Raw genomic sequence first — 18,931 nt, forward strand, 5'->3', positions numbered from 1 at the left:
GAGAGGAGAGGCAGGCAACACCATGACCACCGCACCCGAACGCACCGCCGATCTGTACCCGACCCGAGGCACCGAAGAGGTCCTCATCGAGCGCAAGGACCCCGTCGTGTGGTCCGAGCCGGGTACGCCGGGGCCGATCACGGCCGACGAACTGGCGGGGTTCGACCGGGACGGATTCCTGGCGATCGACCAGCTCATCACCCCTGACGAGGTGAGCGTCTACCACGCGGAGCTCTCGCGGTTGATCGACGACCCCACGATGCGGGCGGACGAGCGCTCGATCGTGGAGCCGCGCTCCCAGGAGATCCGCACCATTTTTGAGGTGCACAAGATCAGCGAGCTGTTCGCGAAGCTCGCCGCCGATCCGCGCGTGGTGGGTCGGGCCCGGCAGATCCTGGGGTCCGACGTGTACATCCACCAGTCCCGGATCAACGTCAAGCCCGGCTTCGGGGCCTCGGGGTTCTACTGGCACTCCGACTTCGAGACGTGGCACGCCGAGGACGGACTCCCGAACATGCGGACCGTCTCCGTCTCCATCGCGCTCACCAAGAATCACGACACCAACGGCGGCCTGATGATCATGCCGGGGTCGCACAAGACGTTCCTCGGCTGTGAGGGTGCGACGCCGAAGGACAACTACAAGCGGTCCCTGCAGATGCAGGACGCGGGCATTCCCTCGAACGAGACGCTGACCAGCCTCGCCTCGGACTACGGCATCCGGCTCTTCACCGGTGAGGCGGGCTCCGCGACCTGGTTCGACTGCAATGCCATGCACGGTTCGGGGGACAACATCACGCCCTTCCCGCGCAGCAACGTCTTCCTCGTGTTCAACAGTGTGGAGAACACGGCGGTGGAGCCGTTCGCGGCGCCGGTCCGGCGGCCGGAATTCATTGGGGCCCGTGACTTCACGCCGGTGAAGTAAGCGCTCTCGTACGCGAGTTGGCCCGGCACCTGGGGGTGCCGGGCCACACTTGGTTCTTGGCTCTGTGCCTACAGCGCCGGGTAGTCCGTGTAGCCCTTCTCCGTGCCGCCGTAGAAGGTGGCCGGGTCAGGCGTGTTGTACGGGCCCTCGGTCCTGAGGCGGGCCGGCAGGTCGGGGTTGGCCAGGAACAGCGCGCCGAACGCGATGACGTCCGCGGTGCCGTCCTCGACGAGGGCGAGCGCGTCGTGCCCGGTGGGGCCCTCGGTCGCGGGGTTGAGGATGAAGGGCCCGTCGAAGCCCTGGCGCAGAGTGGTCACCAGGTCGCGGATCGGGCCCACCTCCATGACGTGCAGATAGGCCAGGTCCAGGGCGCTCAGCTCCTTCACCAGGGCGGTGTACGTCGCTTCGAGCTCCTCCCGCGGCTCGGAGATGTCGTTGAAGGGGTTGCCGGGCGAGAGGCGCAGGCCGGTGCGGGCGGCGCCGATCTCCGCGGCAACGGCCCTGGCCGTCTCGACCGCGAAACGGATGCGGTTCTCGGGGGTGCCGCCCCATTCGTCGGTGCGCTTGTTGGAGCCGGGCGCGAGGAACTGGTGGATCAAGTAGCCGTTGGCGCCGTGCAGTTCGACCCCGTCGAAGCCCGCGTCGACGGCGTTGCGGGCCGCGGTCACGAAGTCGGCGATGGTCGCGCGGATCTCCTCGGCGGTGAGCTCGCGGGGCGTGACGAAGTCCTTCGGACCCTCGGCCGTGTAGACCTGCCCCTGGGCCGCGACGGGCGAGGGGGCCACGTTGACCAGGCCGTCGGGGAGGAGTACTGGGTGGCCGATGCGGCCCACGTGCATGATCTGGGCGAAGATCCTGCCGCCCGCGGCGTGCACCGCGGAGGTGACCTTGCGCCATGACTCGACCTGCTCGTCGGAGTGCAGGCCCGGGGTGTCGGGATAGCCCTGACCGACCGCGGAGGGCTGGATGCCCTCCGTGATGATCAGGCCGGCCGATGCGCGCTGGGCGTAGTACTCGGCGGTGAGTTCCGTGGCGGTGCCGCCCTCGCCCGCCCGGCTCCGGGTCATGGGAGCCATGGCGATGCGGTTGGCGAGCGGGGTGCCCGCGAGGTCGAGGGAGTCGAACGCGGTGGTCATCTGATGCCCCCAGGGAAAAGTTATTGGTCGGCCAAGTAATTGAACCGGACGCCACTGTAACTCATTCCTTGGCCGACCAAGCTAATGTTGTGGAACACCGCCACCGATCCCGCCACTGGAGCCCCGATGAACGACTCGGCCGCCCCCGACACCGACCCCGCCTGTACCGAGCTCCCTACCGCCGCGCGGCAGGGACCCGTCAGCCACACCGTGAGCCGGGTCGCCCGGCTGCACCGGATCGCGGCGGGCAAGGCGCTGAAGGGGCTCGGGCTCTATCCCGGCCAGGAGTTCGTGATGATGTACCTCTGGGACGCGGGGCCCGTACGGCAGTCGGAGCTGATCAGGGCGGTCGACCTGGACCCGTCGACGGTCACGAAGATGCTGCAACGCCTCGAACAGGCAGGACATGTGCGCCGCCGTCCCGACCCGGACGACCGCCGGGCCGTCCTGGTCGAGGCCACGGACACGAGCTGCGGGCTCCTGGCGCAGGTGGAGCGGGCCTGGGGCGAACTGGAGACCCACACGCTGGCGGGCCTGGACGGGACGGAGAGGGCAGAGCTGGCGCGCCTCCTGGGCAAGGTCGAGACGAACCTCTGCACGGAGACGGCGGACTGCCCCCTGGAGGCGAGGGGCGGGGGCGCATAAGGGCCAGGGCCCTCACGGCGGGCCCTAGAGCCAGGCCAGGGAAGCGGCCCGGGTCAGGACCTGCGACGCGGCGGCCTCACTTCCGGACACTCCGCGGGGCACCACCGCGGGGTCCACGCGTCCGCCCATGAGCAGGCAGAAGTCCACCGGGTCAAGGACCAGCTCGGCGCTCACCGGCTCCGCCCCGCTCCCCAGGACCCAGGACATCTCGCCTCCCTCCACCGCGACGGTCAGCGCGACGGCCGGCGCCTTGGAGCCCAGGGCCAGCTCCAGGATGCGTACGGCGAGGCGCACCAGTTGCCAGAGGTGCGCGGTGCGAGGCGGCGGCACCGGTACGTCCAGGGCCCTGCCGATGTCGTCCGCGTGCACCCACGCCTCGAAGGCCCGGACCAGGAAGTGGTCCGCAAGCGGCAGCCGGGCGCCCATCAACTGCGTCGCCCGTCCGGCCAGTTCGACGTCGTGCGCCTCCGGGGAGGAGAGCAGCGCGGCGGCCTGGGCCTGCCAGGACGCCACGGTCTGTGCGGGCGTGCGGGCCCGCTCGCGGGCGAGCACCCTTTCCGTACGCGCCGCCCACGCCACCCGCCACGGTGTGCCGTCCACGCCGTCGCACGGTCCCGGCGCGCGCAGCCCGAGCCGCACGGCCAGCGGCTCGTCCGCGGCCAGCAGATGCGCGATCGTGTCGTGCACGTCCCAGTCGTGCACGACGGGGGTGTCCCACCGCCCGTGCTCGTCCATCTCCCGCAGCAGCGCCTGGAGCCCGGCCACGGCGGCGGCGTACGGAGCGGCGTGCGCAGCGGTGCGCGGGGGCGCGGCGCGGGTGCGCAGGGCGAGGGCGAGGGCGCCGTCCCGTCCCGCGGGGGCGGGCCCGTCGGCGAGGGGCGGACCGTCCAGGTCGCGCACGGTCGCCCGCAGCCGCCCCGCCTCGGCCGCGCAGGGGTCGCATTCGGCCAGGTGCGGGGCGACCGTTCGTTCGTCGCCCGGCATGAGCGCGCCGAACGCCCAGGCCCCGAGAAGTTCACGTACGGCTTCGTGATCCGTGGTCATCACGCGCCTCTTTCGCCTGGAGCGTCGGCAAGTGCCGGGTCGGCCGGGTTGGACGAGTTCGGTGGGTCAGGTGGGTCCGGTGGGTCGGCCAGGGCTTCGGCCAGTCTGCGCAGGGCCGCCCGTAATCGGGTCTTCGCCGTGCCCTCGGGGATGCCGAGTTCCACCGCCGCCTGGCGGTACGTGCAGCCCGCGAAGTACGCGAGGTGCACCACCTGGCGCTGCGGGAGCGGCAGTCTCGCCAGCGCCGAATGCAGGAGCAGGGAGCGTTCTCGTGCCATGACCACGTCTTCCGGGGGCGGGTCCGGGGTGGGGATGGTGTGCAGGGTCGCGTCGTCGGCGTGCGCCGCCTTGCGGTGGCGCTCCTCGCCGCGTACCCAGTCCACCGCCCTGCGATGCGCCAGCATGCACAGCCAGGTCCGCAGACTGCCCCGCCGCGCGTCGAACGCGTAGGGCCGCGACCAGAGATGGGCGAAGACCTCCTGGGCGACGTCCTCCGCCGCGGCGGGGCTGCGGGTGACGCGTGCCGCGACGCGGTGGACGAGGGCTCCGTACGTGTCGTAGACCTCGGCGAGCGCCGTCTCGTCGCCGTACACCAGGCGCTGGTGCAGGCCGGTGTCCGGATGGGGCTGCTGAGCCACTGACACCACCGCCTCGTGAGGCCACCCCGTCATGCCTTCCTAGCGCCCCGCCGCCCGGCGCGCCAGGGTTCAGCCGGAGAGCACGTCGAGGATCCGGTCCACGTCCGCCTCGGTGTTGTACAGATGGAACGAGGCCCTCAGGTGTCCCGCCCGCGCGGACGTGATGATCCCGGCCCGGCTCAACCGCTCCTGACTGTCGGCGAGTCCGGGTACGGAGACGATGGGCGACGTGCCGGGCACCGGCTCGTGTCCCAGCTCCGCGAGCCCGGCGCGGTAGCGGGCCGCCAGCGCCGTGTCGTGGGCGTGGACCGCTTCGATTCCGGTCTCCTCCAGGTACGCGAGCGCCTGGGCCGCGCCGTGGTACGCGAGGAAGGCGGGGGGTTCGTCGAACCGGCGTGCGTCGGGGGCCAGTCGGGAGAGCGGGCCGTAGGTGGCGTTCCAGCTCTCCGCCGCCGCGAGCCAGCCGCCGTGCAGCGGGACGAGGGACTCCTGCGCCTCCTCGCTCACGGTGAGGAACGACGTGCCGCGCGGGCAGAGCAGCCACTTGAAGGCGCCGGTGACGGTGTAGTCGTACAGGCTCGCGTCGAAGGGCAGCCAACCCGCCGCCTGTGTCGCGTCGTTGAGGGTACGGGCGCCGTGGGCGGCGGCGGCCTCGCGCACCGCCGCGTCGTCGGCGGTCCGGCCGTCGGCCGACTGGACGACGGAGTACACGACGAGGGCGGTGGTGGGGCGGATCGCCTCGGCGAGGTCCTCCAGCGGCGCGTAGCGGATCTTGAGGTCGCCGCGCACGACGAAGGGGTTGATGATCGAGCTGAAGTCGCCCTCGGGGAAGAGGACTTCGGAGCCCGGCGACTGCGCCGCCGCGATCAGCCCGGCGTGCACGGCGACCGATCCGCCGTTGGCCACGCGCGCGTGCGGCACCCCGACGAGCCGCGCGAAGGACTCACGGGCGGCCTGCACGATCCCGAAGTCGCCCGAGCCGCCGCGTCGGCCCGCGCCGTTCTCCGCCGCGAGGCCCTGGATCGCCTCGACGGCCCTGGCCGGCAGCAGGCCGCAGCTCGCCGTGTTCAGATACGTCGACGTGGGCGCGAACTCGGCGCCGTTGATGTTCCCCATGGGATCAACTCTCGCGCCCCGTCGCACCCACGTCCATCACCGGTCGGTTCAGGCCTGCGGGACCGCGCAGCCGTCGGGGCCGCAGGCGTCGCCGTCCGCGAGCGTGGTCAGCGGCGAACGGCTGCCCCACGCCTGCTCCAGGGCCTGCGCGAAGACATCGGCGGGCTGGGCGCCGGAGACGCCGTACTTGCGGTCGAGGACGAAGAACGGCACTCCGTTCGCGCCGAGCTCGGCGGCCTCGCGCTCGTCGGCGCGTACGTCGTCGGCGTACCGGGAGGGGTCGGCGAGCACCGCGCGGGCCGCGTCCGCGTCGAGGCCGGCCGCGACCGCGAGCTCCACGAGCCGCTCGTCGTCGTCGAAGACGGAGCGCTCCTCGGCGAAGTTGGCGCGGTACAGGAGCCCGAGCAGCTCGTCCTGCCTGCCCTGCTCCTTGGCGAAGTGCAGCAGGCGGTGCATGTCGAAGGTGCTGCCGTGGTCGCGGCCCTCGGTGAGGTAGTCGAGGCCTTCGGAGGAGGCGTTCACGCCGAGGTTCCGCTCGGCCTCCTGGGCCTGCTCCTCGCTCATGCCGTACTTCTTGGCGAGCATCGGGATCACGAGCCCGCTGTCGCCCTTGGCGCGCGAGGGGTCGAGCTCGAAGGAGCGGTGCACCACCTCGACGTCGTCGCGGTGCGGAAAGGCGGCGAGGGCCTTCTCGAAGCGTGCCTTGCCGACATAGCACCAGGGACAGGCGATATCGGACCAGATCTCGACGCGCATGTGACTAGCTCTCTTCAATCGAACGGTAGTGCGGAGGGTCCCTCCGGTCAGTTGAAGAACGTACGACCTGCCCCGCTCATTCCCCGGCCGGAACGGAGAGCCGCATCCGCAGATGCGTGCCGGCGCCCTCGCCGGGCTCCGCCTCCCGCCAGCCGTGGCGGGCGTAGAAGGCCTGGGCCCGCGTGTTCTCGCGGTGGACGTCCAGGGAGGCCTGCCGGATGCCGTCGGCCCGCCACTCCTCCACACACGCGGCGTGCAGCGCCGCGCCGACCCCCGCGCGCCAGTGGTCGGGGTCGACGTGGAACTGGAAGAGCGTCACGGTGTCCGCGGCCTCGTCCTCGGGCGTACGGAACGAGGCGAGGCCCACGATCCGGCCCTCGCGGACCGCGCACAGCACGTGCCCGCCGCGGCGCTCGATGCCCGCCCGCCACATCGCCGTCGCGTCGACGGCTTCGTCCGGCAGCCCCTCGGGGTAGTACGTGGCGCGGGCGCGGGCGTGCAGGGCCGCGAGGGCCGGGGCGTCGGCGGTGACGGCGCTGCGTATGACGGTCGGCATCACGGTCCGCATCGTCGTGGGAAGTGCTGAGTGGATCACGCTGCCATAGACGTGTTCCGGAAGCCTTGAGTTCCGCGGCGGCAGAACCGGACGCGCGAGCGCCGGACGGCCCGGAGCCCGGCCCCTACGAGCCGTCCCGCAGACCCTGGGGCCAGTTCGGACGGAACTCGATCCCGTCGTACGTCACCACGCACCCCTCCCCCACCGGCGACTGCGCCATGAAGCCGACCAGGGCCGCGCCCGCGGTCTTCTCCTCGCCCAGCGAGAAGATCCGCACGAACGTCCAGCGCTTGCCGTCGAGGGATGCGTGGAAGGCGAACGCCGAACCCGTGCGGCTGATCCGCAGCCAGACGCTGCTGCCGTCCACCACGAACGCGTTCGCGTCGTCGGAACGGCCGCGGGTGACGACCGTGCAGACCGTCGCCTCGTCCGGCGACCGCTCCAGACAGAGCTTGGCCCACTCCCGGTCGCCCACGTGCAGGTACAGCACGCCCGCGTCGAACGCCGCCGCGAACCCGACCGTCACCCGCGCGATCAGCTGGAAGTCGCCCTCGGGCGCCCCGAGAAGGCGGGGCGCGTCCGACGCGGGGTCGAGCGCCTCGCCCGTCGGCGGCACGAAGCGGTCCTGCCGGGCGCCCGCCCAGCCGGTGAGCACACCGTCCTCGTACGACCAGTTGCCGTCCGGGCCGTACGTGCGCAGGGAGAAGGGCAGTTCGGGGATGTTGACGTCCATGGACGTCAGTGTTCCAGGCGCCCTTCGTAGCGACGCGGGAGCCCCAGCGGGTTGTCGTCGCGCAGCTCGGGCGGGAGCAGCGCTTCCGGCGTGTTCTGGTACGCCACGGGCCGCAGCCAGCGCTCGATCGCCGTACCGCCCACGGAGGTGGAGGTGGACGTCGTCGCGGGGTACGGCCCGCCGTGGTGCTGCGCGGGCGCCACCGCGACCCCGGTCGGCCAGCCGTTGACCAGCAGGCGCCCGGCCAGCGGCGTCAGTTCGGCGAGCAGTTCGGCCCCGCGTCCCTCGCCCGCGGCCTCCTCGGCGGACAGCTGCACCGTGGCCGTGAGGTTGCCGGAGAGCCGGGTGAGGGCGGCGGTGATCTCCGCGTTGTCCTCGTAGCGCGCGACGACCGTCACCGGCCCGAAGCACTCCTCCAGGAGCAGGTCGTGCTCGCCCTCGGTGGCGAGCTTCGCCGCGGGAACCGTCAGGAAGCCCGCGCTCACCGTGTGCTCGCTGCCCGCGCCCGGCGTCACCGGGGCGTCCACGTCCGGGAGTTCGACGCGCTCGCGCACGCCCGCCACGAAGTTGTCCCGCATCCGGTGGTCGAGGAGCACCCCTGCCTCGGTGTCGCTGACCGCCTCCGTCAGGGACTTCAGGAGCCGGTCGCCGCCCGCGCCGGACGGCGCGAAGACCAGGCCGGGCTTGACGCAGAACTGGCCGACGCCGAGCGTCATCGAGCCCGCGAGACCGGCACCGATCTCCTCGGCGCGCTCGACGGCCGCGGCCTCGGTGACGACGACCGGGTTGAGCGAGCCGAGCTCTCCGTGGAAGGGGATCGGCACGGGGCGTGCCGCCGCCGCGTCGAAGAGGGCGCGGCCACCGCGGATCGAGCCCGTGAAGCCCGCGCCGGACACGAGCGGGTGCTTGACGAGCTCGACGCCCGCGTCGAAGCCGTGCACGAGGCCGAGGACACCCTCGGGGATGTCGTGCCGGGCCGCGGCCCGGCGCAGCGTCGACGCCACCAGCTCGGAGGTGGCCGGGTGGTCCGGGTGCGCCTTGACGACCACGGGGCAGCCCGCGGCGAGCGCGCTCGCGGTGTCGCCGCCGGGGACGGAGAAGGCGAAGGGGAAGTTGGACGCGGAGTAGACGGCCACGACGCCCAGCGGGATCTTGTAGCGCCGCAGGTCGGGGATGGGCGGCGTGGCGCTGTTGTCGGGGTGGTCGATGACGACGCCCAGGAAGCCGCCCTCGTCGACGATGTCCGCGAAGGCCCGCAACTGGTAGCAGGTGCGGGCGAGTTCACCGGTGAGCCGGACGGGACCGAGCGCGGTCTCCGCGTCCGCGGCCTCCACCAGGTGGTCCTTGGCCGCGTCGAGCAGTTCGGCCGCGGTACGCAGGAAGGCGGCGCGTACGGTGCGGTCGGCCAGGGCGTCCTGGGCGGCCAGGGCGGCACGCACCGCCTGGTCCACCTCCTGGACTGTGGCTTCGACCGCAACCTGTTCGCGCTGCTTCCCGGTTCGGGGGTCGACACTCCAGACTGGTGCTGCTGCCACCGCGGGGTCCTCCAGAGGTGATGCCACAGATGTGCTGCCACCCACCTGGGCTGTTCGATATGCTGAACGCTGTCTCCGATGATGAACCGGAGACTTCGGAGACTATTTCTCGTCGAACTAAGGGGTCAAGGGCGATGTCGGCTGGCGAGACTGGCGGGGCACAGGTCAAGTCCGCTGTGCGGACGGTTGAGTTGCTCGAGTATTTTGCGGGACGTCCCGGAATGCACTCTTTGGCCGCCGTCCAGGAAGCCGTCGGTTACCCCAAGTCCAGCCTCTACATGCTCCTTCGCACGCTGGTGGAGCTCGGCTGGGTCGAGACGGACGCGACCGGCACGCGGTACGGCATCGGGGTGCGGGCCCTGCTCGTCGGCACCTCGTACATCGACGGTGACGAGGTGGTGGCGGCGGCGCGTCCGACGCTGGACCGCCTCTCGGACGACACCACGGAGACGATCCACCTGGCGCGCCTGGACGGCACGAACGTCGTCTATCTGGCCACACGCCAGTCGCAGCACTATCTGCGGCCCTTCACGCGGGTGGGCCGCCGCCTCCCGGCGCACTCGACGTCCCTGGGCAAGGCGCTCCTGGCCACCCACACCGACGAGCAGGTCCGCAAGATGCTCCCGGAGACGCTGCCCGCGCTGACCGAGCACACGATCACCGACCGCGAGAAGCTGATCGAGGAGCTGCGCACGGTCCGCGAGCAGGGCTTCGCGGTGGACCGCGAGGAGAACACGCTCGGCCTGCGCTGCTTCGGCGTCGCGATCCCCTACCGCACGCCCGCGCGGGACGCGATCAGCTGCTCCGTGCCGGTGGCCCGGCTGACGCCCGCGCACGAACAGATGGTGAAGGACGCGTTGTTCGACGCGCGGGACCGGCTGACACTGGCGACTCGTAGGCTTTGAGCATGGTGAGCACAATGAGCATGGATGTCAGTCTGCGCCCGGTGCACGACAGCGATCTGCCGGTCTTCTACCGCGAGATGAACGATCCGGAGGCAAGCCGCCTCGCCGCGTTCACGTCGCCGAAGACGGCGGACCGCACGCTCTTCGAAGCCCACTGGAAGGGAATCCGGGAGTCGGCCGACGTCGTCGTGCGGACGGTCCTCGCGGACGGCGACGTCGTGGGCAACGTGTCGGTGTACGGCGAGCCGGGCGAGCGCGAGGTCACGTACTGGATCGACCGCTACTACTGGGGCCGGGGGCTCGCCACGGCGGCGTTGCGGGCTCTCCTCACCGAGGTCCCGGAGCGCCCGCTGTACGCCCGTGCCGCGGCGGACAACGCAGGGTCCCTGCGGGTGCTCGAGAAGTGCGGCTTCCGTGTGACCGCCGCGGCGCGGGGCTTCGCGCATGCGCGGGGCGAGGAGATCGACGAGGCGGTGCTGGTGCTGGCGTAGGGATCTCAGCCCGTCCGGCGTTTGAGGACGAACTCGGCGGAGCCGGTGATGAGGTCCGCCAAGGCCCCCGCGCCGCCAGAGCGGGTTTTCGGGAAGGGGCGGGGTTGGGGAAAGGAAAAGCCCCCTCCCCCGCACGGCGGACCCGGATCATCGCCGGGCAGGAGGTGCCCGGGACCGCCCGCCGGAAGGCTGGGGCGCATGAGACAGGTCCTGCGCACCGCCGCCATCCTCGCCGCCCTCCCCTACCTCGCCCTGAAGATCGCGTGGATCGCGGGCAGCCACATCGGCATCCCCGAGGGCAGCAGCCTCCTCGAGCACCGCACCACCATGATCTTCGCCAACGGCCTCACCCTGCTGATGGATGCGAGCGTCATCGTCCTCGCGCTGCTCCTGACCCGCCCCTGGGGCCTGCGCACCCCCGCCTGGCTGCTCGCGTTCCCCATGTGGGCCGCCACCGGCCTGCTCACGCCGATCATGGCCGGGTTCCCGCTCCAGCTCCTGGTCAAGGCGCTCGGCGGCAGCGTCGACAACCCCTCGCAGGGCGGCGACGGCAGCGGCGACTTCCTCCACGAGTGGGTCTTCGGCGTCGTCTACGGCGGCTTCATCCTCCAAGGCCTCGCCCTGGGCGCCCTGTTCGTGCTCTACGCGCGAGACCGCTGGGGTCATGTATGGCGAGGCCTCGTCCGGGACCTGCCCGGGACAACCGGCCGCCGGAGCCTTCCCCGAGGTGTCGCCCTCGCGGCCGCCCTCCTCGCCCTCGCGCCCCTGGCCATGCACCTCCTCTGGGCCACCGGCTCCACGGCCGGCCTCAACGAGGCGCGGATCGACGAGCGTACGACCGACTTCTACGTCCTCGAAGCGATGGACATGGTCTACCTCGGCTCCGCGGTCGCCGGCGGTCTGCTCCTCACCTTCCGGCGGGCTCCCGCACTGCCCCTCATGGTGCCGCTTGCCCTGGCCTGGCTTGGTTCGGGCGCGGTCGCCTGCTGGGGCGGGTGGCTGCTGTTCGCCTCGGTCATCGGCGTGGACGACATCGCCCGTCAGCCGACGGCGGCGATGCTCCTGACCTACTCTGTCCAGATGATCGTCGGGGCACTGGTGGCCACCCTCGGGGTGGTCTTCTTCAAGGAGCGGGCGGGCGCGGCCGTCCGTGCCCCGCGGCAACCGGCGTGAGACCTCTCGCGGCAGCCCTCCCGGCCCTGTTCGGGCGGCGGACGCGGCGCCGGTGGATCCATCTGATCCTCGGCGGCGCGCTCGCCATGCCGTACGTCTTCGTGGGCTCCGTCGCGGTGGGACCGCTGCTCGGCGAGGACAACGTGTTCGGCTCGCTCACCTCCCAACTCCTCGCGTTCGTGGTGGGGTTGCCGCTCGCCGCGATCACCGCGCTCTTCCCGCTCACCCGGCCCATGTCGGTGGCCGCGGTGCGCGCGCTGTGCGACGTGCCGGGCGACGCGCTCGCCGACGGGCCCGCACGGTCCCGGCAGGCACGCGGACGCACCGTCGCGTGGTTCACGCTGCACCTCGGGCTCGGCGGGCTCATCAGCGGAATGTCCCTCGCCCTGCCACCGTTCGCGGCGGTGCTGATCGCGCTGCCGTTCGCCGCGGCACTGCGGGACGACCGGATCGGGATGCCCGAAGTCTTCGGCGAGAGCTGGATGCTGGCGCTCTCCCCGGTCATCGGCATCCTCTCCCTGGTCGCCCTCGCGGGGTGCGCGGCGGCGGCCGGGGGCCTGCTCGCGCGCTGGGCGCCGGAACTCCTCGGGCCCTCGCCCGCCGACCGGCTCGCGGCGGCCGAACAGCGCGCCGCGGACCTCGCCGTACGCAATCGCCTCGCCCGGGAGCTGCACGACTCGGTGGGCCACGCCCTGAGCGCGGTCACGCTCCAGGCGAGCGCCGCCCGCAGGGTCCTGGACCGTGACCCGGAGTTCGTCCGCGAGGCCCTTGCCGCCATCGAGGAGACCACGCGGCGCACGGTGGGCGAACTCGACGCGGTCCTCGGGGTGTTGCGGGAGGGCGGCGACGACCGGACGAGCCCGACCGCCCCCGCCCCGACACTCGCGGGCGATCTCGACGGGCTCCTCAAGCGCACCCGCGCGGGCGGCCTGCGGGTGAAGGCCACGGTCGACCTCGGCCCCGACGGGCCGGACGCCCTGCCCGCGATGGTGTCCCGCGAGGCGTACCGCATCGTCCAGGAGAGCCTGAGCAACGCACTGCGGCACGCGGGCCCCGACGCCCCGGTGACCCTGCGGATCGCCCTTGACGGCACCGACCTGGAGATCCTCGCGGAGAACCCGCTGCCCCACGGCGCCCCCGCATCCCGCCCAGGCGGCGGCCACGGCCTGCGCGGCATCACCGATCGCGCCCGGCTCCTGGGCGGCACCGCCGACGCGCGACCCGCGGACGGCACCTGGCGACTGAACGTACGACTTCCCCTGAAGGGACCCGCATGACCGAGACGGCAGCCGGCCGCCCGATCCGCATCGTGCTCGCCGACGACGAGCGCATGGTGCGCACCGCCCTGCGCGTGATCCTCTCCGCCGAGCCCGATCTGGAGGTCGTCGGCGAGGCGGCGAGCGGCGCCGAGGCGGTGTCCGTCGTGCGCGAGGCGAAGCCCGACGTGGTACTCATGGACGTACGCATGCCGGAGATCGACGGCATCCGGGCCACGGAGCGGATCCTGCGGACGCAGGCAGAACCGCCGCGCATCGTGGTCGTGACGACCTTCGAGAACGACTCCTACGTGTATGAGGCGCTGCGGGCCGGGGCCTCCGGGTTCCTGCTCAAGCGGGCCGACGCGGACTCGCTCGTACAGGCGGTGCGGCTCGTCGCGCGCAGCGACTCGCTGCTGTTCCCCGCCGCGGTCCGCGCCCTGGCCGCCGAGCACGCGCGCGCGAAGCCCGCGCCGCCGGCCTGGGTGGGCAGGCTGACGGGGCGCGAGAGCGAGGTGCTGCGGCTGATGGCCGCGGGCCTGACCAACGCGGAGATCGCCGGGCGGATGGGCGTGGGCCCGGCGACGGTGAAGACGCACGTGGCCTCGGTCCTCGCCAAGACGGGGGCGCGGGACCGCACGCAGGCGGTGATCGCGGCGTACGAGGCGGGCTTCATGAACGCCGACTGAGGCCCTGGCCGTGACGCCCCCGCAGTATGAGGAATCTCTAAGAAACCCGGCAGAACGGAACGAATACATCCGCGCCGCTCGTCCTTTCACGGGATGAACAAGACGATCAGGCATGCCTCGGTCTTCACGCTGCTGCTCGTCGTCGCCCTCCTGGTGCGGGCGACGTGGGTGCAGTTCTACGACTCGAAGGCTCTCGCGGACGACAAGCTGAACCGGCGCAACGCGATCGAGCAGTACGCGAACCCGCTGGGCGACATCATCGTGGGCGGTGCGGCCGTCACCGGCTCCGAGCGGACGAAGGGCGGCGACCTCAAGTACAAGCGCACGTACAAGGACGGTGATCTGTACTCGTCCGTCACGGGCTACAGCTCGCAGGTCTACGGGGCCACGCAGCTGGAGGGCATCTACAAGGACGTCCTCGACGGCACCGACAACCGGCTGAAGAACCCGCTGGACACGCTGACGAACAAGCGCGCCGACCCGGGTGACGTGGTCACGACGATCGACCCGGCGGTGCAGAAGGCCGCGTACAAGTCGCTCGGCGACAAGAAGGGCGCGGCCGTCGCCGTCGACCCGAAGTCGGGCAAGATCCTCGGCATGGTGTCGACGCCCTCGTACGACCCCTCGGACATCAGCGGTTCCACGGACTCCAAGGAGTGGCAGGCGCTCCTGAAGGACAAGGAGAAGCCGATGGTCAACCGCGCGCTGCGGCAGCCGCTGCCGCCCGGTTCGACGTTCAAGCTGGTCGTCGCGGCGGCGGCCCTGGAGGACGGGCTCTACGGCTCGGCGGACACCGGGACCGACAGCCCGAACCCGTACACGCTGCCCGGCACGCGCACGGTCCTGAAGAACGAGAGCGCGAGCGCGCCCTGCGAGAACGCCACGATCCGTACGGCACTGCAGTACTCGTGCAACAACGTCTTCGCGAAGATGGCGGTCGACCTGGGCCAGGACAAGGTCAAGTCGATGGCCGAGAAGATGGGCTTCAACACCGACAAGCTGGACGTGCCGGTACGCGCCTCCGAGAGCGTGTATCCGTCCGACATGGACAAGGCCCAGACGGCGCTGACCGGCATCGGCCAGTTCGACGTCACGGCGACTCCGCTGCAGATGTCGATGGTCTCGGGGGCGATCGCCAACGGCGGCGAGCTGGTGTCGCCGCACATGGTGTCCCAGATCACCGACGCGAACGGCGACGTGCTCGACTCGTTCGACGACGCGGACTCCGAGCGCGTGATGAGCGAGAGCACGGCGAATCAGCTTCAGTCGGCGATGGAGACGGTCGTCGAGAAGGGCACCGGCACGAACGCGCGGATCAGCGGCGCGGACGTGGGCGGCAAGACGGGCACGGCCCAGCACGGCGAGAACAACAGCAAGACGCCGTACGCCTGGTTCACCTCGTACGCCAAGGGCGGCGACGGCAAGGAGGTCGCGGTGGCGGTCATCGTCGAGTCCTCGGACGCGGCGCGGTCGGAGGTCAGCGGCAATGGCCTGGCGGCGCCGATCGCGAAGTCGATGATGTCGGCGGCGCTGAAGTCGTGACGGCGGTGTCCGCGGGGTGCCGGTCAGGAGTGACGGCACCCCGCGGGGTCAACGGCGCGAGCGCCAGACCTGCCGGCTCCACAGGGCGGCGAGCGGGACCAGGGCCCCTACAAGAAGCCCACCGGCGAAGCCGAGCCCCGACTCGGTGTCACCGTCGTTCACGGCAACGGTCAGTCCCGCCAGGACGACGACAACGACCATCGCGGCCACCAGCAGGTAGAACTTGCGGCTCAAGAAGTTCCGCCGCCCCGGCGCAGGCGGCGGCGACCCCACCTCCGCCCCCGGCCCGAGGCTCGCGGCCAGCGGCCGCTTGAACCACGCGTAGACGATCCAGTTCCCGCAGGCCTCCCAGCCCTCGGGAGCCAGCCGCTCGTCGAGCCCCTCACGCCCCCGGGTGACCAGCTCACGGCGGTACTCCCAGCGCTGCGGCCGCTCCAGGTCACGGTGGCTGACGAAACGGCCGAGCGCGTCGACCCGCTCCACCTCCCACCCCTCGTCGCCGAAGCGGTTGAGCAGCTCCTCGTCGACGTACGTGTCGGCGGTCCACCGCCACGTCTCGACGTGCGCCTCGGGGGTGTCGGGCCGCTGCGCCCCGGCCGGTGCCAGTTCGCGGGCGAACTCGTCGACCGGGCCGAACTCGGCTTCCGGATCGGCCCCGTCCGACTCGTCCAGGTGCGCGCCGAGATCCGCGACGGTGGTCTCGACGCGGTCGGCGGGCAGCCCGAGTTCCCGCAGCCGGTCGGCGAGGTCGAGGAGGTAGCTGTCGCGCACGTAACCCTCGTTCATCGCACACCCGCCTTCGCCAGGACCTCGCGCACGGAGCCGTCGAAGGCGAGCCACAGCCCGCCCTGCTCGCCGAGCGTGGCGCGCCCGGCGTCCGTCAGGGAGTAGTAGCGCCGGCCCGGCCCCTTCTCGGTGGCCCGGAACTCGGCGGCGACCAGGCCCGCCTCTTCGAGGCGGTTGAGCACGGGGTAGAGCGTGCCGCCCTTGATCTGGCCGAAGCCGGCGGCGCCGAGCAGCTTGGCGATCTCGTAGCCGTAGCTCTCGCCGTCGGTGAGGCTCGCGAGCACGAGCAGATCGAGCACGCCCTTGAACCAGCTGGCCCGGCGGTCGGTCTTCGCGCCGCCGGAGGCGGGTGGGGTCATGGTCAGCTGCCCTTCGGGGTCGGCTCGTACGTGGGGAAGCTGCTGACCGGCTCCGGTTCGGGGAGGGTCAGGTCCCGCACGGAGAGGGCGATGTGGACGGCGACGGGCAGCAGCAGGCTGCCGGTCGACACGTAGAGCCCGGCGAACAGTGCCCCGACGAGGCCGAAGGCGATGACGCCGCTGCGGCCCTGGTAGACGCCGGCGACGGCGTACACGAGCGCCGAAAGCGCCGCCGCCACGTAGAGGTTGAGGTCGAGCACGCCGACGGCGAAGGCGATCAGGAGCCCGCGGTAGACGAGTTCGGCGCAGATGCCGTCCGTCACGGCGACGGCGATCGCGAGGCGGCGCTCCTTGGCCGTGCGCGGCAGCATCGCCTGGATGGAGGCGAGCCCCGGCACGTTCCTGCCGCCCGCGGCGAGGGCGCGCATCTTGCGCCCCGACACCACCGTGACCGCCCCCATCGTGACGATGACGACGATCGTGGTCACCGGTGACTCGGGCGCCGCGATGCCGAGATCTGCGGCGGCCATGGCGGGCGAGAGCAGCAGGACCGCCCCGGCGAGCGCGGCCAGGACCCACCAGAAGACGAGGACGAAGGTGAAGTAGCCGACGAGGGCGCGTGGTTCGGTGTCACGGCGGCGGGCGAGCGAGCCGTAGAGACGGCGGCCGAGCCAGGGCTCGCCGAGCAGCAGATAGGCGCCGAGTACGACGGTGACGACCGTGGAGGCGGCCGAGAACTCCGGCGACAGCGAGGCGGTCATGGTGGGATCCCCCCTTCCCGAAGGGGCCGCGCGGCGCGTGCCGCACGGCCCCATGAGCATGTGAGCTACCTAGACCGTAGAGCGACCTAGTCAGGAATACAACCTATCTAGCGATGCCGAGCCGTGCGGCGCGTGAACCCCGGGGCCCACCCCGGACTACTCCACGAAGTACGTCGGGTTCGGCAGCTTGTAGGTCTTGTCCGCGTATCCGCCCGCGAGGTCGGAGACCTGGTCACCGAAGCTGCCGACGATGTTGTAGCCGGTCGACTCGATGTGCTTGCGGGTGCCTTCCTTGAACTGCACGGTGGTGCACTCCCACTTGGCGGGCGTGGCGCAGTCGCTCAGGTAGGCGGGCGGAGCCGTCTTGTTCTTGGTGAAGACGTGTGCGGTGTCGAGCTGCGTGTCGTACCCGGCTCTGGCGAGGTTCGTGACGGCGCCCTCGCGCTGCGACTCGCTCAGACCGGTGAGGAAGAAGACCTCGACGCCCTTGCTCTTGGCGTACGTGACGAGTTCGGGCATGCCGAAGACGGCGGGGCGCTTGGCCGCTTTCACGTACGCGTCCCATGTGGCGCTGTTGTACGTGTAGTTGGTGCGCTTCTCGTAGTCGAAGCTGAGCAGCGAGGTGTCGTCGACGTCGAGGACGATCGCGGGCTTCTTGGCCTTCCCGGGCTTCTTGCCGTGCACGGCCGCGGCCTTCCTGATGTCCTTCTTCGCCTTCGCCTGGATGCGTGCCAGATCCTTGGCGTACGGGCTGTCGGGCGAGGAGCGCCAGACGCCGTCGGCGTCCTCGTGGGCGCCGTAGTAGTCATCGATCTCGCCGACGAGCAGGCCGATGTTCTGGGGTTCGGCGGTGTGCCGCGCCGCCGCGTTGTCGGCGGTGGCCGCGCCGGTGCCGTACAGCGCGGCGCCGGCGACGGCACAGGCGGTGGCGATGCCGGCCACCCGAAGGGACTTGCGCATAGGACGATTTCTCCGGATCAGAGTCTCTTGCGGGGATGCGTGTTCACGTGTTCAGGCAGGTCAAGGCCTGTCTACGCGCACTGTCTACGCGCATCACACGTCACCCTGCGAGACCCTTTACCCGATCAATACCTGATCCGGGGAAAGCCTGGGGTCACGCTCCGGGCGTCCACCCCGGGTCACGGCCGCTGAGGCCGATCACGCGGTCGAGGAGAGGGGCGTCGTCAGGCACCGGGACCGGGGGCCCGAACGGGCTGTCCTCGGAGGCGTCGCCCTCCTGGGGCGTGAGCAGCTCCAGCGCCACCGCGAGACTCGCCTCGTCAGGTGCGTACGCCTGCCCGGTCGCGCGCGCCAAGTCCCACCCGTGCACGACGAGTTCGTCCAGGGCCACGGCCCCGGCGACGGCACCCGGCAGATCGATGCCGCCCGCCCTCGTCATGCCCTCGTACGCGGCCGGGTCGCGCCACGCCTCCACCAGCTCGTCGAGCAGCTTCGGCAGCTCGGCGCGCCACTCGGGTCCGATGTCGGGAAGGGAGTCCCCTGGGTTCTGGTCGAGCCGCGGTCCCAGGTCCTTGCGCCCGGCGTCCCGGAACGCGCCCGTGAGACCGACCAGATGGCCCAGCAGGTGCCGTACTTGGTACTCCGGGCAGGGGGTGGGTCCCGCGAGCTGCTCGTCGGTGACGCCCTCCGCGACGGCCGCCACCAGCCGGGCCTGCCGCTCGAAGTCGACGATCTTCGTCATGGGTCCTCCTGAATCTCGGCGGCCCTTCCCCATGGACCGCTGTCCTGCCCTGTAGACCGGCCCGAGACCCGGAACTCATCGGCGAGACCTCACGTCGGCCCAACGCTTGATCGCGGCGATGGCGGCGATGGCCTCGGCCTGGTCCGCGGCGCGGATGCCGGGCGCTTCCACTCGCGGTGCGACAGG

General features: G+C 71.6%; 21 protein-coding genes. 8 read left to right on the forward strand and 13 right to left on the reverse strand.

Annotated elements, in window-relative coordinates:
• The first annotated feature begins 22 nt into the window (after positions 1-22).
• On the forward strand, positions 23-922 hold the full coding sequence (gene thpD, locus ACWFRU_RS35950; protein ID WP_453692299.1) for an ectoine hydroxylase: 900 nt from the start codon (positions 23-25) through the stop codon (positions 920-922).
• Between the two features lie 68 nt (positions 923-990).
• Here thpD and ACWFRU_RS35955 read toward each other — a convergent pair whose 3' ends face one another.
• Entirely contained in the window at positions 991-2,058 is a 1,068-nt protein-coding gene (locus ACWFRU_RS35955) for an alkene reductase (RefSeq protein ID WP_453692300.1), read from the reverse strand.
• Between the two features lie 126 nt (positions 2,059-2,184).
• Between ACWFRU_RS35955 and ACWFRU_RS35960 the strand changes: the two genes are divergently transcribed.
• The gene (locus tag ACWFRU_RS35960; protein WP_453692301.1) at positions 2,185-2,703 is read left to right on the forward strand and encodes a MarR family winged helix-turn-helix transcriptional regulator; all 519 of its coding nucleotides are present in this window, start codon (positions 2,185-2,187) and stop codon (positions 2,701-2,703) included.
• A 24-nt stretch (positions 2,704-2,727) separates the two neighbouring features.
• Here the strand turns inward: ACWFRU_RS35960 and ACWFRU_RS35965 are convergent, their stop codons facing one another.
• From ACWFRU_RS35965 to ACWFRU_RS35995, 7 genes are all read right to left on the reverse strand, one after another.
• The gene (locus tag ACWFRU_RS35965) at positions 2,728-3,747 is read right to left on the reverse strand and encodes a maleylpyruvate isomerase family mycothiol-dependent enzyme (RefSeq protein WP_453692302.1); all 1,020 of its coding nucleotides are present in this window, start codon (positions 3,745-3,747) and stop codon (positions 2,728-2,730) included.
• Positions 3,747-4,385, reverse strand: a complete 639-nt coding sequence (locus ACWFRU_RS35970) for a sigma-70 family RNA polymerase sigma factor (protein WP_453692303.1) — start codon at positions 4,383-4,385, stop codon at positions 3,747-3,749. Before ACWFRU_RS35970 ends, ACWFRU_RS35965 begins: the two co-directional genes overlap by 1 nt.
• 69 nt (positions 4,386-4,454) lie before the next feature.
• Positions 4,455-5,501 carry an aminotransferase class V-fold PLP-dependent enzyme gene (locus tag ACWFRU_RS35975; RefSeq protein WP_453692304.1) on the reverse strand — a complete coding sequence of 349 codons (1,047 nt, stop codon included), beginning with the start codon at positions 5,499-5,501 and terminating at the stop codon, positions 4,455-4,457.
• 48 nt (positions 5,502-5,549) lie between these two features.
• Positions 5,550-6,257, reverse strand: coding sequence for a DsbA family oxidoreductase (locus tag ACWFRU_RS35980; protein WP_453692305.1), 708 nt, complete (start codon positions 6,255-6,257; stop codon positions 5,550-5,552).
• A 76-nt stretch (positions 6,258-6,333) separates the two neighbouring features.
• The gene (locus ACWFRU_RS35985) at positions 6,334-6,813 is read right to left on the reverse strand and encodes an N-acetyltransferase family protein (RefSeq protein WP_453692357.1); all 480 of its coding nucleotides are present in this window, start codon (positions 6,811-6,813) and stop codon (positions 6,334-6,336) included.
• Between the two features lie 124 nt (positions 6,814-6,937).
• On the reverse strand, positions 6,938-7,546 hold the full coding sequence (locus tag ACWFRU_RS35990; protein ID WP_453692306.1) for a DUF1349 domain-containing protein: 609 nt from the start codon (positions 7,544-7,546) through the stop codon (positions 6,938-6,940).
• A 5-nt stretch (positions 7,547-7,551) separates the two neighbouring features.
• Positions 7,552-9,081, reverse strand: coding sequence for an aldehyde dehydrogenase (NADP(+)) (locus tag ACWFRU_RS35995; protein WP_453692307.1), 1,530 nt, complete (start codon positions 9,079-9,081; stop codon positions 7,552-7,554).
• Between the two features lie 134 nt (positions 9,082-9,215).
• Between ACWFRU_RS35995 and ACWFRU_RS36000 the strand changes: the two genes are divergently transcribed.
• The 6 genes from ACWFRU_RS36000 (at position 9,216) to ACWFRU_RS36025 (ending at position 15,137) form a co-directional block, all read left to right on the forward strand.
• A complete protein-coding gene (locus ACWFRU_RS36000; protein ID WP_160504308.1) occupies positions 9,216-9,986 on the forward strand; it encodes an IclR family transcriptional regulator in 771 nt (256 codons plus the stop codon).
• Positions 9,987-10,006: 20 nt separating this feature from the next.
• A complete protein-coding gene (locus ACWFRU_RS36005) occupies positions 10,007-10,477 on the forward strand; it encodes a GNAT family N-acetyltransferase (RefSeq protein WP_453692358.1) in 471 nt (156 codons plus the stop codon).
• A 198-nt stretch (positions 10,478-10,675) separates the two neighbouring features.
• Positions 10,676-11,650, forward strand: coding sequence for a hypothetical protein (locus tag ACWFRU_RS36010; RefSeq protein WP_453692308.1), 975 nt, complete (start codon positions 10,676-10,678; stop codon positions 11,648-11,650).
• Positions 11,647-12,927, forward strand: coding sequence for a sensor histidine kinase (locus tag ACWFRU_RS36015; protein WP_453692309.1), 1,281 nt, complete (start codon positions 11,647-11,649; stop codon positions 12,925-12,927). Before ACWFRU_RS36010 ends, ACWFRU_RS36015 begins: the two co-directional genes overlap by 4 nt.
• Positions 12,924-13,595: a response regulator transcription factor gene (locus ACWFRU_RS36020; protein ID WP_453692310.1), complete on the forward strand. Its 672-nt coding sequence runs from the start codon at positions 12,924-12,926 to the stop codon at positions 13,593-13,595. The genes ACWFRU_RS36015 and ACWFRU_RS36020 overlap by 4 nt, the downstream gene beginning before the upstream one ends.
• Before the next feature lie 93 nt (positions 13,596-13,688).
• Positions 13,689-15,137, forward strand: coding sequence for a peptidoglycan D,D-transpeptidase FtsI family protein (locus ACWFRU_RS36025; protein ID WP_453692311.1), 1,449 nt, complete (start codon positions 13,689-13,691; stop codon positions 15,135-15,137).
• Positions 15,138-15,185: 48 nt separating this feature from the next.
• Here ACWFRU_RS36025 and ACWFRU_RS36030 read toward each other — a convergent pair whose 3' ends face one another.
• The 5 genes from ACWFRU_RS36030 to ACWFRU_RS36050 all read right to left on the reverse strand — a co-directional run bounded on the left by ACWFRU_RS36030 (position 15,186) and on the right by ACWFRU_RS36050 (position 18,745).
• Entirely contained in the window at positions 15,186-15,923 is a 738-nt protein-coding gene (locus ACWFRU_RS36030; RefSeq protein ID WP_453692312.1) for a hypothetical protein, read from the reverse strand.
• Complete coding sequence (locus ACWFRU_RS36035) at positions 15,920-16,282, reverse strand: PadR family transcriptional regulator (protein WP_453692313.1); 363 nt, start codon at positions 16,280-16,282, stop codon at positions 15,920-15,922. Before ACWFRU_RS36035 ends, ACWFRU_RS36030 begins: the two co-directional genes overlap by 4 nt.
• Positions 16,283-16,284: 2 nt before the next feature.
• Positions 16,285-17,043 (reverse strand): CPBP family intramembrane glutamic endopeptidase, encoded by a 759-nt coding sequence (locus tag ACWFRU_RS36040; RefSeq protein ID WP_453692314.1) that lies wholly within the window; start codon positions 17,041-17,043, stop codon positions 16,285-16,287.
• 156 nt (positions 17,044-17,199) lie between these two features.
• Positions 17,200-18,003, reverse strand: coding sequence for an HAD family acid phosphatase (locus tag ACWFRU_RS36045; protein ID WP_453692315.1), 804 nt, complete (start codon positions 18,001-18,003; stop codon positions 17,200-17,202).
• Positions 18,004-18,157: 154 nt separating this feature from the next.
• Positions 18,158-18,745: a TIGR03086 family metal-binding protein gene (locus tag ACWFRU_RS36050; RefSeq protein ID WP_453692316.1), complete on the reverse strand. Its 588-nt coding sequence runs from the start codon at positions 18,743-18,745 to the stop codon at positions 18,158-18,160.
• Positions 18,746-18,931: the final 186 nt, after the last annotated feature.

The organism is Streptomyces sp. NPDC055099 (assembly GCF_053607685.1).

Excerpts from the sequence above, each read along its gene's own strand:
- ACWFRU_RS36005 (WP_453692358.1), top strand. The coding sequence starts at position 10,007 with ATGGATGTCAGTCTGCGCCCGGTGCACGACAGCGATCTGCCGGTCTTC.
- ACWFRU_RS36010 (WP_453692308.1), top strand. The coding sequence starts at position 10,676 with ATGAGACAGGTCCTGCGCACCGCCGCCATCCTCGCCGCCCTCCCCTAC.
- ACWFRU_RS36000 (WP_160504308.1), top strand. The coding sequence starts at position 9,216 with ATGTCGGCTGGCGAGACTGGCGGGGCACAGGTCAAGTCCGCTGTGCGG.
- thpD (WP_453692299.1), top strand. The coding sequence starts at position 23 with ATGACCACCGCACCCGAACGCACCGCCGATCTGTACCCGACCCGAGGC.
- ACWFRU_RS35975 (WP_453692304.1), bottom strand. The coding sequence starts at position 5,501 with ATGGGGAACATCAACGGCGCCGAGTTCGCGCCCACGTCGACGTATCTG.
- ACWFRU_RS36050 (WP_453692316.1), bottom strand. The coding sequence starts at position 18,745 with ATGACGAAGATCGTCGACTTCGAGCGGCAGGCCCGGCTGGTGGCGGCC.
- ACWFRU_RS36025 (WP_453692311.1), top strand. The coding sequence starts at position 13,689 with ATGAACAAGACGATCAGGCATGCCTCGGTCTTCACGCTGCTGCTCGTC.
- ACWFRU_RS35980 (WP_453692305.1), bottom strand. The coding sequence starts at position 6,257 with ATGCGCGTCGAGATCTGGTCCGATATCGCCTGTCCCTGGTGCTATGTC.
- ACWFRU_RS35985 (WP_453692357.1), bottom strand. The coding sequence starts at position 6,813 with ATGCCGACCGTCATACGCAGCGCCGTCACCGCCGACGCCCCGGCCCTC.
- ACWFRU_RS35960 (WP_453692301.1), top strand. The coding sequence starts at position 2,185 with ATGAACGACTCGGCCGCCCCCGACACCGACCCCGCCTGTACCGAGCTC.
- ACWFRU_RS35955 (WP_453692300.1), bottom strand. The coding sequence starts at position 2,058 with ATGACCACCGCGTTCGACTCCCTCGACCTCGCGGGCACCCCGCTCGCC.
- ACWFRU_RS36045 (WP_453692315.1), bottom strand. The coding sequence starts at position 18,003 with ATGCGCAAGTCCCTTCGGGTGGCCGGCATCGCCACCGCCTGTGCCGTC.
- ACWFRU_RS36020 (WP_453692310.1), top strand. The coding sequence starts at position 12,924 with ATGACCGAGACGGCAGCCGGCCGCCCGATCCGCATCGTGCTCGCCGAC.
- ACWFRU_RS35990 (WP_453692306.1), bottom strand. The coding sequence starts at position 7,546 with ATGGACGTCAACATCCCCGAACTGCCCTTCTCCCTGCGCACGTACGGC.
- ACWFRU_RS35965 (WP_453692302.1), bottom strand. The coding sequence starts at position 3,747 with ATGACCACGGATCACGAAGCCGTACGTGAACTTCTCGGGGCCTGGGCG.
- ACWFRU_RS36040 (WP_453692314.1), bottom strand. The coding sequence starts at position 17,043 with ATGACCGCCTCGCTGTCGCCGGAGTTCTCGGCCGCCTCCACGGTCGTC.
- ACWFRU_RS36030 (WP_453692312.1), bottom strand. The coding sequence starts at position 15,923 with ATGAACGAGGGTTACGTGCGCGACAGCTACCTCCTCGACCTCGCCGAC.
- ACWFRU_RS36035 (WP_453692313.1), bottom strand. The coding sequence starts at position 16,282 with ATGACCCCACCCGCCTCCGGCGGCGCGAAGACCGACCGCCGGGCCAGC.